Consider the following 15,251-nt stretch of genomic DNA (forward strand, 5'->3'; position numbering starts at 1 on the left):
TCGGGGCTGGGGATGCCTTGGGCAGCGATATGGGGCCGTGACATGGGGCGACTGGTTGCGGTCTGCGGTGGCAAAGTGGCGCGGTCAGTGCCGGCTGGTCGCCCGATGGTCTCTCCCGACCCCGCCGTCACGGTGGTCGCTCCCGTCAGCCAGGGCTCAGGCACCGGGCTGCGGCATGTGGCAGCCATCGACATCGGCTCCAACTCCATCCACCTGTTGATCGCGGCGGTGGACCCGGAGTTGCGCAGCTTCTCTCTGGTGCTGGCTGAGAAGTCGTCCACCCGACTGGGAGAGCGGGATCCCGAAACGGGGGACCTCACCCCCGAGGCGATCGAGCGCGCCTTCATCGCCCTGCGTCACTGCCGTCAGCTGGCCGAGAGCCACGGAGTTGAGCAGATCCTCACTGCCGCCACCAGTGCAGTGCGGGAGGCGCCCAACGGCCGACTGTTCCTGCAGGCGGTCCAGGAGCAACTGGGTCTGGAGGTGGATCTGGTCAGCGGCCAGGAGGAGGCTCGCCTCATCTATCTCGGGGTGCTCTCGGGCATGGCCTTCGGTGACACCCCCCACCTGATCCTCGACATCGGCGGCGGCTCCACCGAGCTGATCCTGGCTGACGGGGCTGATGCCCGTGAACTCACCAGTACCCGCATCGGCGCAGTGCGACTGCAGCGTGACTTCATCCGCGAGGACCCGATGCCGGCAGCCCGGCTCAACTTCCTGCGGGCGTTCATCCAGGGTTCTCTGGAGCCGGCTGTGGAGCGCGTGAAGCGTCAGCTGCGGCCTGGGGAGGTGCCAGTGATGGTGGGCACCAGCGGCACCGCAACGGCACTGGCAGCCCTGGTGGCCTCCGAACAGGAGCGCACTCCCCTGCGGCTGCAGGGATTCCGCATGAGCCGGGAGCAAGTCAATCAGCAGGTCAACCGGCTGACAACCCTGACGCCGGAGCAGCGGCGCTCCTTGCCCGCCATCAATGAACGCCGCGCTGAGATCATCGTGCCGGGGACGCTGGTGCTGCAGCAGGCGATGGCGATGCTGCAGGCCGAGGAGATGGTGATCAGCGAGCGGGCCCTGCGTGAAGGACTGATCGTCGACTGGATGCTCCGCCACGACCTGATCGTGGATCGCTTCGCCTACCAGAGCAGCATCCGCCGTCGCACGGTGCTGCAGCTGGCCCAGCGCTACGGCGTCGTCCAGGCGCGCGCGGATCGGGTGGCCCAGCATGCCCTCAGCCTCTACGACCGCGCTCGCGGGGTGCTGCACCACGACGAAGGTGAGGGGCGACAACTGCTCTGGGCCGCGGCGATGCTGCATGCCTCGGGCCAGCACATCAACATCGGCGCCTACCACAAGCACAGCTGGTATCTGATCCGCCATGGCGACCTGCTCGGCTACTCAGAAACCGAGCAGCTGATGGTGGCGGCGATTGCCCGCTATCACCGCCGCAGCCTTCCCAAGAAGCGCCACGAGGCCTGGCTTCTGCTCCCGGGCCGTGAGCAGAGGCGCACCGTCAGTGCGATGGCGATGCTTCTGCGGCTGGCCGCTTCCCTCGATCGCCGTCCCACGCCGGCGGTGGCGGGCCTGCGGATCGCCTGCAGCACCAGTGAGCTGAGCATCGGGCTCGAGCCGGCCTCACCCCTGGATCTGAGCCTGGAGCGTTGGAGCCTGCAGGCGTGCGCCGAGCCCCTGGCGGAGGCCACAGGGGTGCGATTGCTGGTGGAATCCGACAGCCGGTAGCGAAGACGACCGCAGGAGCGGCCCTGCTTTCGCCATGACAGACAAACGAATCTCCTGCCGCCAGTTCCATGGACTCTCCGACCGCCTTCGTGGCCGTGGCCCTCGCCGCGGTGTCATGGGATGGGTCGCTCACCCGCGCTGGTTCCAGGGCCCTGCGCCACTCCCTCGACTACCGCGTGCCCTTCAATCAGATGGGAGATGCGGTGATGATTCAGCTGTTCGACCAGTTGCTCGCTGATCTGCGCCGCGATGGTGCACCGATCCTGATGGCCCGCGCGGCTCTGCAACTGGATCCCCATGAGCGCCGCACGGCCTTTGCGGTGGCGGCTGAAATAATGCGATCTGACGGGCCGTTGGTGCCCGAGGAACAACAGATCCTCTCCGATCTAGCTGCTCAGCTGGAGATTGCTGAGAGCGAATCAGCCAAGATTCTTGAGGTGATGGACATCCTGCATGCCGAACTCATATGCAGTCCGGTGGCGGCCTGATCCTGAAAGAAGGGCCTCTGACCAGGCCTGAACTGAACAATGGGCGATACTGGATTCGAACCAGTGACCCCTTCCGTGTGAAGGAAGTGCGCTACCGCTGTGCTAATCGCCCCGACCCCTGGATCCTAAAACACCGCGGCTCAGCCCCCAGAGCCTCCAGCTTGAACCGTCGCTGCGCTCTTGGTCGAGCCTGGAGTGATTGCTGCCCTGAACAGGTGATCATGGCTGGCGGAATACAGGCGAGAGCGAGCCTGCTCAGGGGCTGCCAGTGCTGGGCTCACCACATAGAGGGTGGTGCGGATCAGCTGTCGCTCACGGCTCACAGCCGCCATCCGCTCCAGCGGCACAACCTGCAGCCACTGATCCGGCCAGCTGACCCGGTAGCCGATAGCCACAGGGGTGTCGGCGGGGTAGTGCTGCAGTAACTCCTGCTGCACTGACTCCACATGGCGGGCGCTCAGGTACAGGCAGAGGGAGGCTCGCAGGGAAGCCAGGTGTGCCAGCGATTCCCGCTCCGGCACCCCCGTGCGCCCACCGGCACGGCTGAGCACGATGGTCTGGACCAGCCCCGGAATGGTGAGCTCGGCCTTGAGAGCAGCGGCGGTGGCCTGGTACGCGCTCAGGCCAGGTACCACCTCCACCTCGAGTCCTGATTCGCTGAGGCGGCAGATCTGCTCCGCCAGGGCTCCGTAGAGGCAGGGATCGCCATCGTGCAGGCGCACCACCCGCAAGCCGGCCCGCGCCCGCTCCACCACCAGATCGATCACCTCTTCCAGGGTGAGTGTGCTGGTGCGGATCCGTTCGCAGTGCGCAGGGGCCAGCGCGGCGATCTGCGGCGAAACCAGGGAATCAGTCCACACCAGGACATCAGCGGCTTCAACGGCACGGGTGGCCCGCACGGTCATCAGATCAACGGCGCCGGGGCCTGCACCCACGATCAGCACCGGGCTTGTGGAACCTGGCGCTGGGGTCGACGATTCGTTCAAGAGGGGTTCCGGGGCAGAAGGGGAGCACCGCCTGGATCGGGCAGGGGGCGGTCCTGGCCGTAGATCCGCCAGAGGCCGAAGCTGCCGAGCGCGATCAGCAGCAGGCTCATGAGCTGGGCCATGCGCAGGCCTCCCTCACAGAAGGGCGGCGTGGAGAACAGACAGAGCGGGTCGGTGCGCAGCCCTTCAATCCAGACTCTGCCGAGGCTGTAGCTCACCAGATAGACGCAGCTCAGCGCGCCGGGGGGCAAGGGGATGCGTCCTTTGAGCCCGGCGCGGAACAGCACCAGCAGCAAGGCCACCACAGCGAGGTTCCAGATGGATTCGTAGAGGAAGGTGGGATGGAAATACTGCTGATCGAGGAACTGTGCAGGCCTGTTGAGGGCGGGGATGTAGAGCTTCCAGGGCAGGTCGGTTGGAAGGCCGAAGGCCTCTGAATTGAAGAAATTGCCCCAGCGCCCGATCGCCTGGCCGAGGGCAACGGAGGGCACCAGCACATCGAGCAGGTTCCAGAAAGCGATTTTGCGCCAGCGGCAATAGGCGACTACCGCCAGGGTGCCGGCGATCAGAGCCCCGTGGATTGCGATGCCGCCTCGCCAGATGGCCAGCGCCTCCAGCCAGTTGAGCTGATACTGCCGCCACTCCAGCAACACGTAATAGAGCCGGGCGCCCAGCACAGCGGCCAGCACCAGCAATGGCAGCAGATCAGCGATCAGGGCGGGGTCGATGCCCCGGGCCTTGCCCAGCCGGGTGGCCAGCAACAGACCCACCAGCACTGCCAAGGCGATCAGCAGGCCATACCAGCGCAGAGACAAGGGACCCAGCTGAACAATCAGGGGGCCCGGTGAAGTGAACACAGCCAGGGCCGTGGCCGGGGAGAGAAACTCCAACGAATGCACTCAGGCGAACGGCATGGTGAACAAGGCTCAGACGCCCTCAGCGGCCTGTACTTTCTCCACCTGCTTCTTCTTCAGCACCAGCATGATCTGAGCCAGAGCCACCGCTGCGAAGAAGGCGAGCATTCCGTAGAGACGGACAGGATTCTGGAGGACGATCTCAGCATCCAGCTGACCGAAGCCACCCACGTTGGGGTCATCGGAGAGGGGGGCACCTGCACTGACGCTGTCACCCACCGCCACGGTGAGGGTTGGGCCGGCGGGAATGGTGTCGCTCACGCTCTGACCATCGGCGGTGCTGATCTCCACCACGGAAGCGCCGTTTTCACCAGGAGTGATGGCGGCCACGGTGCCGTCCACGGAAGCGTTGAAGACCCCGTTGTTGCTCTTCTCACCGGTGGGATACACCTGGCCACGGCCCCGGTTGCCTCCAACGTGGATCGAATACTTGCCGAAGTGAATGGAGCTGTCGCTGCCCGGATCAGGCGAGAGGATCGGGAAGACGATCTCCTGGTGCTGGTCGCCAGGCAGGGGGCCCACCAGCAGGATGTTGGGATCGTTCTCGCTGTACTGGGTGAAGTAGACCCCAGCGGTTTCTTCCTTCAGTTCCTCGCTCAGTCGCTCAGGAGGAGCAAGCTTGAAGCCATCGGGGAGCATCACCACCGCCCCGACATTCAGACCGGAACGGCTGCCGTCGGCCCCCACCTGCTGCACAGCGGTGTCGTAGGGAATTTTGACTACCGCCTTGAAGACGGTGTCCGGCATCACGGCCTGGGGCACCTCCACCTGGGTGGCCTTCTTGGCCAGGTGGCAGTTTGCGCAGACAATCTTGCCGGTGGCTTCACGGGGGCTGGCGTAATTCTGCTGGGCCCAGAACGGATAGGCCCAGCTGGCCTGGGGAGCGCCCAGGAGGGCAGCAGCGACGAGCAGGGAGCTCAGCAGCAGGGAGAGGGAACGACGCATGGTGGGTGGGCGAACGGGCGACGAAGGGAAGGGAGAACGGGGTGGATCAGGCCCACCAGGGCTTGTCGCCGGTCCGGAAGTCGGTGTCGCTCCACTGGCTCAGGAACACGGTGTCGTTCTCGACCGTGACGTTGGCCAGAGCCAGGGAGAGGGGTGCAGGACCGCGCACCACCTTGCCGGTGGCGTCGTACTGGCTGCCGTGACAGGGGCACATGAACTTGTTGGCACCGCTGTTCCAGGGGACAACACAGCCCAGATGGGTGCAGATGGCGTTGATGCCGTAGCTGCCGATCGCCTCGGGACCTTCCACCAACAGGTAAGTGGGATCACCCTTGAGCCCCTGCACCAGGCTGCGGTCGCCTTCCTTATGGGTGGAGAGCCAGCCGGTGGCCGTGACGGTGTTGCCCAGCTCATCCTTGGCTGTGGTGCCGCCGCCACCGCCTGCGGCCCTCGGGGGGATGAAGTAGTTGACCACCGGGTAGAGAGCGCCAAGGGCAACCCCTGTGACCGTGCCGAAGGTGAGCAGATTCATGAACTGCCGACGACCCATTCCGGGCACATCGCTCACAGGGATCTGGGTCATACGAGGCGTTCCTTGGTGCCGAAGCGACGTGCCGACCATTATGACCGTTGCACCTCCTGCCCCAGGGGGCCAGACAGGGGGTCTGATCAGCTGCCGCAACATGCTGTTGTGACTTCCACCGCTGCGCTCTTCATCGCCGTCCTCGCCGTTGTCCGATCCAGCCGCTCCCTTCGCCCCGGCGCCTCTTCGTTATGAGGAGGTGATCACGTTGCTGCGCTCCCGCTGGCAGGCCTCCTACGACCTGCAGCTGGTCCAGCGCCGCGGGCGGTTGTACCTGCAGGTGATGTGGGCTTATCTCGAGCAGCAGTCTTTCCCGCTCGATGCTGCCGGCTACGAAGCCCGTCTGCGGGAGCTGGTGGAGGTGCTCAACAATCTCCAGGTGGCGGAGCAGGTGAGGGGGTGGCTGAGCACCACGAAAGATCGGCCGCGGCTTGGCAAGGCGATGAGCCTGGCTCTGGAGCCGGCAGCGGATGGTCGCAGCAGTGAATTCCTGCTCTGACTTAAGGGCAGTTCAGGCGGGCTCGGGCCTCACCTGCTCGACCAGCGCCACCAGTGCCACCCCGATCAGGAACAGGGCCGTGATCGCTCCGGTGAGCAGCAACATCGTCACCGGATCGGTGGAGGGGGTGAGCACGGCGCCGGCCAGGGCCGAGCCCAGCACCACCCAGCGCCAGGCCCCCAGCATCGTGCGGGATCCCACCAGCCCGAAGGCCCCGAGCAGCAGCTGCAGCACCGGCAGCTCGAAGGCCAGTCCGGTGGCCACCATCAGCAGCAGCACGAAGTCGAGGTAGCGCTCGATCGACCAGATCGGTTCAACCACATCGGCCCCGTAGTTCACTAGGAAGCGCAGAGCTGCCGGCACCAGCGCCCACCAGGCGAAGGCCAGGCCGGCGATGAACAGCACAGCTGATGCCGCAACCGCGGGGGCCACCAGTCGCCGCTCGCGCCGGGTGAGCCCAGGCAGCACGAAGGAAAGCAGCTCATAGAGGATGTAGGGGAGCACCAGGGTGAGTCCGGCGTAGCCGGCCACCTTCAGGGAGACGAACAGGAATTCGCCAGGTGCCAGTTGCAGAAAGCGCATGCCTACTGCCGGCACCTGCAGCACACGCACCAGGGGGCGCACCAGCACCAGACAGACGGCCGCCGAAACCACCAGGGCCAGCAGGCTGCGCAGCACGCGACGCCGCAGCTCCTCCAGGTGTTCCACCAGGGTCATCTCCACTTCTGCGGGGAACTCATCCGGGCGGCTCACGCGGATGGGTGCCGGCGCGGGCAGGGCGGTTCCGGTGGCTCCGCCGCTGGCTGTGGATGGGGTTGGTTCGCTCATGGCCCTGGCTCCGCTGGGACCTTAGGCACAGATTCCGCCGTCGCGAGCCAGTGGGCGGCCCGCTCGGGCGATGCCCAGACCACCTCCCCTCCCTTGTGGGTCACGGTGCCGGCGGCAGCCCCGGCAAGTCGTTGCAGCTGATCGCAGGGCACCTTCAACACCGGCACCCTCACATTTTGACGAGCTCGGCTGAAGTGGGCGGCCAGATCAGCGGCCAGCTGGAGGTCGGCGTCGGCTGCCACAGAAGCTGAGGCCTTGAGCATCACATGACTGCCAGGGCATTCCTGGGCGTGGAACCAGAGATCACCTCGGCGGGCCTGGCGGATGCTGATCCACTCGTTCTGGCGGTGGTTGCGGCCCACCTGCACCCGCAGGCCGCCGGGCGTCAGCAGCTCCAGGGGGGAAGGGATGCTGGCCGGGCCTGGGCGGGGCGGACCGCGGCGGCCGGAGCGGCGCCCTTCGGTGCCCCCCCTGGCCAGCAGCTCCTCGCTCTCCTGCTCAAGGGCCTCCAGCTGGCTGAGGGCTTCCTCCAGGTCTCCGTACGGGTGGCCGCGGCCGGGGCTGATCTCAGGGCTGTGCAGGGCGAGGAAGGCCAGGCTGGCGTCGATCCGCTCCAGCTGGCGCTGATGGAGCTCCAGCCGTGGGGTGATCGAGACCACCGAGCGCCGCAGCCGCCGGGCACGTCGGTAGAGGGCCTGGGCCTCGGCCACCTGCTCGCGGCTGGGGGCCCCCAGACAGAGCAGCGCGTCGGCTTGGCGTCGCAGATCATCCCCGCTCTCCACCTGATCGAGCAGGGCTTGCTGCTGCTGCCGCTGGCGTTCTTCCCGCTCCCGGGCCGCCAGCAGTTTCAGCTCCAGGCTCGCCCGGCGTCGCTGCAGTTCCCCCTGGCCGAGCCGCTGCCGGTAGTAGGCCGCCAGGGGGGCGTTCACGGGGCCTTGGCTGGCGGTGCCCCAGCAGCGGTAGTGGCTGGAGCCGCCAGAGCCAGTCGTGGAGTCACAGTCTTCCCAGCCGAAGCGCTCCTGCTCCAGGTCCTGCAGCCAGCGCTGCCAGTTCGCCCAGAGGTGATCCCAGTCCTCCTGCCTGAGTTCGCCCACCGGTTGGGCCAGCAACTCCACCGCCGGCACCGGCGCCCCATCGGCCAGCTGCAGCGCCAGGGCTGGACTGATCCCCTGGTAAGTCTGTTGCAGGGCCTGACGCAAGGACACCGGCACCAGCTGCAGCCGCCGCAGCCAGCGTTCCTGGGGCTCCTTGAGGCTGGGTGGATCCGACTGCAGGGCCGGTGGGCGTACGTAGCTGGAGCCACTGGCGATCGGCCGCAGCCGTGACTGCTGCTCCCGTACCTGGCGGGCCAGGCTCACCACCCGCCCCTGGGCATCGAGCAGGAACACGTTGCTGTGGCGGCCCATCAGTTCCACCACCAGACGGCGGCCACTGGGTTCCCCGGGCCGGGGCGCGAAATGCAGATCCACCACCCGCTCGAAGCCCTCCTGCTCGATCGCCACCAAGGCCAGCCCAGACAGGCCGTGATGGAGAACGCGGGCCAGGGTGCTGCCGTCCCCCTGCTTCGGCGGCGGATCGATCGCCAGCAATCGTGGGGCTGCTGCCAGCCAGCTGATCTCCAGCCAGCGCATCCCGCTCAGACCGCGCAGCCCCAGCTGCAGGGTGTGGGGATTGGGCTGCTGAGCCTTCTCGAAGCGTGCCGGCACCAGCAGGGGACGCAGCTCCGCCAGCACCGCCCGCAGGGTGGTGAGATCCATGGCCTGGATGGCCGGGCTTGGCTGGGTCTGGGGCGCCATGGGCTGCCGCTCCACGCCGGAGCGTGCGGTGGGACCCCTCTACTCTGCTGGCCAGCCGAAGACCCCCATGGGATCGCCTTCAACGCCAGGACGGCTCACCGTGATCAGCGGCCCCAGTGGTGTGGGCAAGGGCACGCTCGTGGCGGCTCTTCTGCAGCGCCATCCCGATCTCTGGCTGTCGGTGTCGGCCACCACCCGTGCGCCCAGGCCTGGTGAGATCGATGGAGCCAACTATCACTTTTTCGATCGCGAGCGCTTTGAGTACCAGGTGCAGGCAGGTGGCTTTCTGGAATGGGCCGAGTTTGCCGGCAACCTCTACGGCACACCGCGGCCGCCTGTGGAGCAGCATCTGGCCCAGGGACGGCCAGTGTTGCTGGAGATCGAGCTTGAGGGGGCCCGTCAGGTGCGGCGCAGCTTCCCGGCTGGGTTTCAGGTGTTCATCAAGCCCCCCAGTTTCGAGGAGCTGGAGCGGCGCATCCGTGGAAGGGGCACCGACGACGAGGAGGCCATCAAGCGGCGGCTGGCGCGCGCACGCCAGGAACTGATGGCCGAGGCTGAGTTCGACGCTGTGCTGGTGAACGCCGACCTTGGCGTGGCCCTGGAGGAGCTGGAGCTGCTGCTGGGGTTCGGTGATGCCTGCCATGTCCAATAGACGAGACATGCGACGACTGGAACCCAAGGAGGGAGGAGCAGACATGAAAAAAGCGGCCTGTTGAAGGGCCGCTTTGAACGATCAATGAGGCCTGATGCAGGCTTCAGAGGGGGTGGATGATCAGATCCGGGAAGAAGCGGAAAATCTCGATGGTGATACCGGCCGTGAGCGTGAACCAGACGGCGGCAACAACGGGGGCGGTGGTGAGGAATTTCTTCATGGGTCCAGGAATCAGCGGGGGGAAACGGTCACTTTGGCGTCGGCTTCCACCATTTTTCCGCTGGCGAACTCACTGAAGGCTGCCAGGGGCCAGACGGCTGCGGACAGGGTGGATTTGAACGCCAGGGGCAGATCGATCTGAATTTCACGCATGGTGGCGTCCTTGCTGCCGCGGATGGCAATCAGGTAGCTACGGCCGGCCCAGCCGATCGTGCCAGCGATGTAGAGGAAGAGGAGGCCCGGGATGAGGAAATCAGCGGCATGGCTGAAGCGGCCATCAACGATCAGACGGGGCAGTCCATCGGTGCCACAGAGGGCCTGGCTGTAATTCGCGAACCGGGCCTTGGCCTGGTCGGTGGTGGCTTGGCTCGCCCGCTGCTGGAAACGGGTGCTCTCAGCACAGGGGGTCAGCCCAGCCAGATCGGCGTGCGCCATGGGGGCGAAGCCGAAGATCAGGAAGGCTGAAATCAGAACAGCAAAGAGACGGCGCATCGTGTCCGGTGCTGGGATTAAGACCTGCCGGAAGGCAGGATGTCACAGCCGGACAGTAGGGGACTTCCCTGGAGCCCATGCCCACCGTTCTGGCCGTCGAAACAAGTTGTGACGAGTCCGCCGCCGCCGTCGTGCGTGATCGTGACGTGCTCGCCAGCGCTGTGGCCTCCCAGGTGGAGGAGCACGCCCGCTGGGGAGGTGTGGTGCCGGAAATCGCCTCCCGGCGCCATGTGGAGGCCCTGCCCCAGCTTGTGGAGCGGGTGATGGCGGAGTCGGGGCTGAACTACGACGATCTTGACGGAATCGCGGCCACGGTGGCGCCAGGGTTGGTGGGAGCCCTGCTGGTGGGATCGATCACTGGTCGCACCCTTGCCCGCCTGCACGGTCTGCCCTTTCTGGGGGTGCATCACCTGGAGGGGCACCTCTGCTCGGTACAGCTGGGGGAGCCCCTGCCACCAGGCCCGTACCTGGTGCTGCTGGTCAGCGGCGGCCACACGGAGCTGGTGCGAGTCGAGGGGGTCGGCTCCTACCAGCGGCTCGGACGCAGCCATGACGATGCGGCCGGGGAGGCCTTCGACAAGGTCGCGCGGCTGCTGGGACTGGGCTACCCCGGCGGCCCCGCCATCCAGGCGGCCGCGGCCGCCGGCGATTCGAAGCGCTTCCCCTTGCCCAAGGGCCGGGTGTCCAGGCCAGAGGGTGGGTTCCATCCCTACGACTTCAGCTTCAGTGGTCTCAAGACCGCAGTGCTGCGGCTGGTGCAGCGCCTCGCGCAGGAGCCTCAGGAGCTTCCTGTGGCCGACATCGCCGCCAGTTTCGAGCGGGTGGTGGCTGAGGTGCTGGTGGAGCGCAGCTGCCGCTGCGCTCTGGATGAGGGGCTGGACACGGTGGTGCTGGTGGGCGGCGTGGCGGCCAACCGCCGCCTGCGCCAGACCATGGAGGAGCGCTGCGCCGCCCTTGGCCTGCAGTGGCGCGTCGCTCCCCTGGCCTACTGCACTGACAACGCCGCCATGATCGGCGTGGCAGCCGCGGCTCGCCTGGCCTGCGGGGCCCGTAGTGGCTGCGATCTGGGGGTGATGGCACGCCTTCCGCTCGAGCAGGCAGGCAGCCTTTACGAAATGCAGTCCGGTTGTAAGTCCCCTTAGAGTATTGACAACTCTGTCTTGGGACGAGGACAAATGGCCCCTGCCGAGATCAGCGAGAACCTGCTTGAGCCAGTCGATGTCGACCCACAGGAACTCAACGCCTGGCGCCGTGGTTTCACTCCCCAGGCTGAGATCTGGAACGGGCGCCTGGCCATGCTTGGCCTGTCTCTGGGATTGGCGACTCTGCTGCTGATCCGTCTGGTCACCCGCTCCTGAGCGGCGTCGGCACCCTCAGCTGATCCTGCCGCGCAGGGTCTGGGCCAGCTCGTTCGGTTTGAGACTGTGGGAGAGCGCTTCGCGGGGATCCACCTGACCCTCTTCCACAAGTGCGGCCAGTGATTGATTGATGGTCTGCATTCCGTCAAAGGCGCTGCGGGCCATGATCTGCTCCACCTCGTCGAGATCCCCGCGCTGGATGTAGTCGCGGCAGGCTTCCGTATTGACCAGCAGATCGTGATAGGCCCTGCGCCGCCCGTCCACGGTGCGGATCAACCCCTGGGAGATCACCGCCAGCAGGGATTCCGCCAGCTCGCGGCGCATCTGTTCCTTACTGGCCGGATCGAACAGTCCCATGACCCGGTCCACCGTGCGAACGGCTGAATTGGTGTGGAGGGTTCCGAAGACCAGGTGGCCGGTCTGGGCGGCTTCAAGGGCGGTGGTGAGGGTGTCGCGGTCGCGGATTTCACCGATCAGGATCACATCGGGATCCTCCCTAAGCGCCGCTCTCAGGGCGGTGTGGAAGTGCTTGGTGTGATGCCCCACCTCCCGCTGTCGAATCAGGCAGGTGCGGCTGGTGTGCACGAATTCCACCGGATCTTCGATCGTGATGACGTGCTTGGCTGCGGTTCGGTTGATCCAGTCGATCATCGCGGCCAGGGTGGTGCTCTTGCCGCAGCCCGTGGGGCCGGTCATCAGCACCAGCCCCTTCGGATAGTTGGCCAGCTGCTTCATCACCGGCGGCATCGCCAGTTGATCCAGGCTTGGCACCTCTAACGGGATGAGCCGCAGCACCATCGCAGGGCCGCGCACGCTCTCCAGCAGGTTGATGCGGACGCGCGCGAAGGGGAATGCGTAAGCCCCGTCGAAGTCCAGGTCGCGACGGAAACGATCCAGGTCGGCGGGCTCGACGATCTCCTCCAGCCAGCGCCGGAATTGCTCCCGGTCGGTGGTGGGCCAGCCCGTGTTCACCATCACCCCCTGGTCGCGATAGCGGGGCGTTTCGCCCACGCTGATGTGCACGTCGGAGAAGTCCCTGGCTTCGGCGATTGCCACGATCGCTTCAAGGCTGGGAGGCAGATCGCCGAAGGTCGGGCGCACGGATTCCGGCGTTGGATGGACCGAATCCACAGGGGCCGGAGCCGGCGGAGGTGGGGGCGGCAGCCTGATTGCTGCGCCATCGACCAGGGCCTGGGGAGCGTTGCTGCTCTCGAGCGGGTTCACAGGTTGGCTGCGGCCAGTGCAAGCAGCATTGCTCGAAACTGAGCCCCTGTCACGGAAGAGCCTGCGGGCCCCCTTCCCTAGGATCCGAGCCACTGCCTCGCCCCCTTGTCCGCCACCGCACCGCTCGTGAGCATCGTGCTGGGCACCCGGCCAGAAGCGATCAAGCTGGCGCCGGTGATCCTGGCTTTTCAGCGCGATCCAGGCTTCCGCACCCGGGTGGTGCTCACGGGTCAGCACCGGGAGATGGTGGCCCAGGTGATGGATCTGTTCGGGCTCACCCCTGACCGCGACCTGGCCCTGATGGCCCCGAAGCAAACCCTCACCCATGTCACCTGCGCGGCACTGCAGGGACTACGCGAGGAGTTCCTGGAGCATCGACCCGAGCTGGTGCTGGTGCAGGGCGACACCACCACCGCCTTCGCTTCGGCCCTGGCGGCCTTCTACGAGCAGATCCCCGTGGGCCACGTGGAGGCCGGGCTGCGTACCGACAACCTGCTCGATCCCTTCCCGGAGGAGGCGAACCGGCGCCTGATCTCCCAGGTGGCCCAGCTGCACTTCGCCCCCACCAGTGTCTCCGAGGCGAACCTGAAGGCGTCAGGCGTGGTGGGGCAGATCCTGGTCACGGGCAACACGGTGATCGATGCGCTGCTGCTGATGGCCGCCTCGGCACCCCTGCCCCAGGTCCCAGGTCTCGACTGGGAGCGGCAGCGGGTGATTCTGGCCACTGTCCACCGCCGAGAGAACTGGGGGGAGCGTCTCACCAGCATCGGAGAGGGATTCCGCCAGCTGCTGGACCGCCACCCTGACACAGCCCTGCTGTTGCCCTTGCACCGCAACCCCACGGTGCGGGAGCCCCTGCAGGAGCTGCTGGGCGACCATCCCCGCGCTCACCTGTGCGAACCGCTCGACTACGACGAGCTGGTGGGGGCGATCCGGGGCTGCACCCTGCTGCTCTCAGATTCCGGCGGTCTGCAGGAGGAGGCGCCGGCCCTGGGCAAGCCGGTGCTGGTGCTGCGGAGAACCACGGAACGGCCAGAAGCGGTGACGGCCGGAACGGCACGCCTGATCGGCACCGACAGGGAGTCGATCGTGGACGAGGCCAGCCGGCTGCTGGACGATCCCCAGGCCTATGCCGCCATGGCCCAGGCCCGAAACCCCTTCGGCGATGGCCAGGCCAGTGGACGGATTCTCGAGGCCAGCAGGCGCTTCCTGAGGGGAGCTCCGAACTGATCGGTTCTCTGGTCCCCGTCAGGAATCTCGCTTCTTCGCCCAGGGGGGCAGGTCGATGAACACCCTGGTGCCTTCCTTGAGACCTGTGATGATCTGTGTGTTGCGACCACTGCTCGAGCCCAGGGTCACCGGCTGAAAGCGGGGCTGATTGTCCTTGCCCACCAGCAGCACTCCCGGCCGTCCTTCCTCAGTCACCACCGCCACGGTGGGTATCAGGGTCTGTGGGGGAAGGCTGCCGGTCTGAAAGTCGATGTCGGCGGTCATGCCGATGCGCAGCAGGTTGTTGGGATCGCTGAGCGAGAGCTTCACCTCGAACGACGTGACGTTGTTGTTTTTCACCGCCCGCGGTGCCACCTGGATCACCCGTGCTGCGAATCTCTTGTCGGGGAAGGCATCGACTCGCACGCTGGCGCTCTGGCCGATGCTGATCCGGCCGATGTCGTTCTCGGGAACCTTGGCGACCACCTCCAGTCCCTGGGCCAGCTCCACCACCGATGAGCTGGAGGCGCCGGCGTTGGCCGAGGCGGAGGTGGTGGGCGTCACGAAAGCGCCGGGATCGGCGAAGCGCTGGGTGATCACCCCACCGAAGGGGGCCCGGATCGTGAGCTCAGCGCGTTCCACCGTGCGCTGGTTGAAGCGCTTGCGAGCAACGTCGAGTGAGGCCCGGGCTGTGAGGGCACGGGTGCGGAAGGACACGATGTCGTCTTCGCTGATGGCCCCCTGCTCAAACAGCTTGAGGCGGCGTTCGTAGTCGGAGCGGGCGCGGCTCTCTTCCGCTTCCGCCAGGCGCACCTGAGCCTCGAGTTCCAGCTCCCGTTGGCGCAGGTCACCGCTGTCCATCAGGGCGATCGGCTGGCCCCTGCTGACCCGGTCGCCTTCATCGACGAACAGCGACTCGAGCACCCCGCCGCGCTTGGGGCTCACGTTGACGCTGCGGCCTGCCTCCAGCTCGCCACTGGCGCTCACCACACCCGGCAGGGTGCCGCGCTGGGCCACGACGGTGAAATCGGCCAGGTTGCTGCGCTTGGCGGCCTGGCGCTGGCGCTGCCAGACGGTCACACCGCCCACGACCACAAGCAAGGCCACGGCCCCGGCCGCCACTCGCCACCAGCGGCGTCGCGGAGCCGGGGCTACCGGCCCGGCTCCAGTTGTTGCGGATACGCCGGGGGTCAGCGGAGCCTGGGGCGGCTTCGGGGCTGGGGGTTGTTCGAGCATCCGCGTGGCGATGGCCGTGCTCCATTCACTGCGACCAGTCTTCCTGGTGTTGCTCCCAGCTGTGGCCCTGTCCCCGGATGAGCCCCCG

17 protein-coding genes and 1 tRNA gene are annotated in these 15,251 nt (G+C 66.7%); 7 read left to right on the plus strand and 11 right to left on the minus strand.

What is annotated here, in order from left to right; all coding sequences use genetic code 11:
• Positions 1 to 105 precede the first annotated feature (105 nt).
• Together CJZ82_RS03105 and CJZ82_RS03110 are read left to right on the plus strand one after the other, a co-directional pair.
• A complete protein-coding gene (locus tag CJZ82_RS03105; RefSeq protein WP_094554326.1) occupies positions 106 to 1,734 on the plus strand; it encodes a Ppx/GppA phosphatase family protein in 1,629 nt (542 codons plus the stop codon).
• Between the two features lie 68 nt (positions 1,735 to 1,802).
• On the plus strand, positions 1,803 to 2,222 hold the full coding sequence (locus CJZ82_RS03110) for a tellurite resistance TerB family protein (RefSeq protein ID WP_094554327.1): 420 nt from the start codon (positions 1,803 to 1,805) through the stop codon (positions 2,220 to 2,222).
• A gap of 40 nt (positions 2,223 to 2,262) precedes the next feature.
• Here CJZ82_RS03110 and CJZ82_RS03115 read toward each other — a convergent pair.
• The 5 genes from CJZ82_RS03115 to petC form a co-directional block, all read right to left on the minus strand.
• A tRNA-Val gene (locus CJZ82_RS03115) sits at positions 2,263 to 2,334 on the minus strand.
• Positions 2,335 to 2,362: 28 nt separating this feature from the next.
• Positions 2,363 to 3,166 carry a precorrin-4 C(11)-methyltransferase gene (cobM, locus tag CJZ82_RS03120; protein ID WP_094554328.1) on the minus strand — a complete coding sequence of 268 codons (804 nt, stop codon included), beginning with the start codon at positions 3,164 to 3,166 and terminating at the stop codon, positions 2,363 to 2,365.
• A 38-nt stretch (positions 3,167 to 3,204) separates the two neighbouring features.
• On the minus strand, positions 3,205 to 4,098 hold the full coding sequence (gene lgt / locus CJZ82_RS03125) for a prolipoprotein diacylglyceryl transferase (protein ID WP_094554329.1): 894 nt from the start codon (positions 4,096 to 4,098) through the stop codon (positions 3,205 to 3,207).
• 36 nt (positions 4,099 to 4,134) lie between these two features.
• The gene (gene petA, locus CJZ82_RS03130) at positions 4,135 to 5,067 is read right to left on the minus strand and encodes a cytochrome f (protein WP_094554330.1); all 933 of its coding nucleotides are present in this window, start codon (positions 5,065 to 5,067) and stop codon (positions 4,135 to 4,137) included.
• Positions 5,068 to 5,113: 46 nt separating this feature from the next.
• Complete coding sequence (gene petC / locus CJZ82_RS03135) at positions 5,114 to 5,650, minus strand: cytochrome b6-f complex iron-sulfur subunit (RefSeq protein ID WP_094554331.1); 537 nt, start codon at positions 5,648 to 5,650, stop codon at positions 5,114 to 5,116.
• A gap of 148 nt (positions 5,651 to 5,798) precedes the next feature.
• Between petC and CJZ82_RS03140 the strand changes: the two genes are divergently transcribed.
• A complete protein-coding gene (locus CJZ82_RS03140) occupies positions 5,799 to 6,149 on the plus strand; it encodes a DUF3067 family protein (RefSeq protein WP_094554332.1) in 351 nt (116 codons plus the stop codon).
• Between the two features lie 12 nt (positions 6,150 to 6,161).
• Here the strand turns inward: CJZ82_RS03140 and tatC are convergent, their stop codons facing one another.
• Both tatC and CJZ82_RS03150 read right to left on the minus strand, forming a co-directional pair.
• Positions 6,162 to 6,977 carry a twin-arginine translocase subunit TatC gene (gene tatC / locus CJZ82_RS03145; RefSeq protein ID WP_094554333.1) on the minus strand — a complete coding sequence of 272 codons (816 nt, stop codon included), beginning with the start codon at positions 6,975 to 6,977 and terminating at the stop codon, positions 6,162 to 6,164.
• Entirely contained in the window at positions 6,974 to 8,734 is a 1,761-nt protein-coding gene (locus CJZ82_RS03150; RefSeq protein ID WP_094554334.1) for an NFACT family protein, read from the minus strand. The genes tatC and CJZ82_RS03150 overlap by 4 nt, the downstream gene beginning before the upstream one ends.
• A 106-nt stretch (positions 8,735 to 8,840) precedes the next feature.
• Between CJZ82_RS03150 and gmk the strand changes: the two genes are divergently transcribed.
• Complete coding sequence (gene gmk, locus CJZ82_RS03155) at positions 8,841 to 9,425, plus strand: guanylate kinase (RefSeq protein WP_233130011.1); 585 nt, start codon at positions 8,841 to 8,843, stop codon at positions 9,423 to 9,425.
• A 103-nt stretch (positions 9,426 to 9,528) separates the two neighbouring features.
• Here the strand turns inward: gmk and psaJ are convergent, their stop codons facing one another.
• Positions 9,529 to 9,645 carry a photosystem I reaction center subunit IX gene (gene psaJ, locus CJZ82_RS03160; protein WP_094554336.1) on the minus strand — a complete coding sequence of 39 codons (117 nt, stop codon included), beginning with the start codon at positions 9,643 to 9,645 and terminating at the stop codon, positions 9,529 to 9,531.
• Between the two features lie 11 nt (positions 9,646 to 9,656).
• Positions 9,657 to 10,136: a Photosystem I reaction center subunit III gene (locus CJZ82_RS03165; RefSeq protein WP_094554337.1), complete on the minus strand. Its 480-nt coding sequence runs from the start codon at positions 10,134 to 10,136 to the stop codon at positions 9,657 to 9,659.
• 77 nt (positions 10,137 to 10,213) lie between these two features.
• On the opposite strand from CJZ82_RS03165, the gene tsaD reads away from it, so the two are divergent.
• Both tsaD and CJZ82_RS03175 read left to right on the plus strand, forming a co-directional pair.
• On the plus strand, positions 10,214 to 11,278 hold the full coding sequence (tsaD, locus tag CJZ82_RS03170) for a tRNA (adenosine(37)-N6)-threonylcarbamoyltransferase complex transferase subunit TsaD (RefSeq protein ID WP_094554338.1): 1,065 nt from the start codon (positions 10,214 to 10,216) through the stop codon (positions 11,276 to 11,278).
• Between the two features lie 33 nt (positions 11,279 to 11,311).
• Entirely contained in the window at positions 11,312 to 11,494 is a 183-nt protein-coding gene (locus CJZ82_RS03175; RefSeq protein ID WP_094554339.1) for a high light inducible protein, read from the plus strand.
• A gap of 15 nt (positions 11,495 to 11,509) precedes the next feature.
• Here the strand turns inward: CJZ82_RS03175 and CJZ82_RS03180 are convergent, their stop codons facing one another.
• Entirely contained in the window at positions 11,510 to 12,718 is a 1,209-nt protein-coding gene (locus tag CJZ82_RS03180; RefSeq protein WP_094554340.1) for a type IV pilus twitching motility protein PilT, read from the minus strand.
• Between the two features lie 105 nt (positions 12,719 to 12,823).
• Here CJZ82_RS03180 and wecB point away from each other — a divergent pair, with 105 nt between their 5' ends.
• Complete coding sequence (gene wecB / locus CJZ82_RS03185) at positions 12,824 to 13,948, plus strand: non-hydrolyzing UDP-N-acetylglucosamine 2-epimerase (RefSeq protein ID WP_094554341.1); 1,125 nt, start codon at positions 12,824 to 12,826, stop codon at positions 13,946 to 13,948.
• An 18-nt stretch (positions 13,949 to 13,966) separates the two neighbouring features.
• Here the strand turns inward: wecB and CJZ82_RS03190 are convergent, their stop codons facing one another.
• Positions 13,967 to 15,163: an efflux RND transporter periplasmic adaptor subunit gene (locus CJZ82_RS03190; RefSeq protein ID WP_233129999.1), complete on the minus strand. Its 1,197-nt coding sequence runs from the start codon at positions 15,161 to 15,163 to the stop codon at positions 13,967 to 13,969.
• Positions 15,164 to 15,251 lie beyond the last annotated feature (88 nt).

This window comes from Synechococcus sp. 1G10 (assembly GCF_002252625.1).
Taxonomy (GTDB): Bacteria; Cyanobacteriota; Cyanobacteriia; order PCC-6307; family Cyanobiaceae; genus Regnicoccus_A.

Excerpts from the sequence above, each read along its gene's own strand:
- CJZ82_RS03190 (WP_233129999.1), bottom strand. The coding sequence starts at position 15,163 with ATGCTCGAACAACCCCCAGCCCCGAAGCCGCCCCAGGCTCCGCTGACC.
- CJZ82_RS03150 (WP_094554334.1), bottom strand. The coding sequence starts at position 8,734 with ATGGATCTCACCACCCTGCGGGCGGTGCTGGCGGAGCTGCGTCCCCTG.
- gmk (WP_233130011.1), top strand. The coding sequence starts at position 8,841 with ATGGGATCGCCTTCAACGCCAGGACGGCTCACCGTGATCAGCGGCCCC.
- tsaD (WP_094554338.1), top strand. The coding sequence starts at position 10,214 with ATGCCCACCGTTCTGGCCGTCGAAACAAGTTGTGACGAGTCCGCCGCC.
- petA (WP_094554330.1), bottom strand. The coding sequence starts at position 5,067 with ATGCGTCGTTCCCTCTCCCTGCTGCTGAGCTCCCTGCTCGTCGCTGCT.
- CJZ82_RS03165 (WP_094554337.1), bottom strand. The coding sequence starts at position 10,136 with ATGCGCCGTCTCTTTGCTGTTCTGATTTCAGCCTTCCTGATCTTCGGC.
- tatC (WP_094554333.1), bottom strand. The coding sequence starts at position 6,977 with ATGAGCGAACCAACCCCATCCACAGCCAGCGGCGGAGCCACCGGAACC.
- CJZ82_RS03110 (WP_094554327.1), top strand. The coding sequence starts at position 1,803 with ATGGACTCTCCGACCGCCTTCGTGGCCGTGGCCCTCGCCGCGGTGTCA.
- CJZ82_RS03105 (WP_094554326.1), top strand. The coding sequence starts at position 106 with ATGGTCTCTCCCGACCCCGCCGTCACGGTGGTCGCTCCCGTCAGCCAG.
- petC (WP_094554331.1), bottom strand. The coding sequence starts at position 5,650 with ATGACCCAGATCCCTGTGAGCGATGTGCCCGGAATGGGTCGTCGGCAG.
- psaJ (WP_094554336.1), bottom strand. The coding sequence starts at position 9,645 with ATGAAGAAATTCCTCACCACCGCCCCCGTTGTTGCCGCCGTCTGGTTC.
- CJZ82_RS03175 (WP_094554339.1), top strand. The coding sequence starts at position 11,312 with ATGGCCCCTGCCGAGATCAGCGAGAACCTGCTTGAGCCAGTCGATGTC.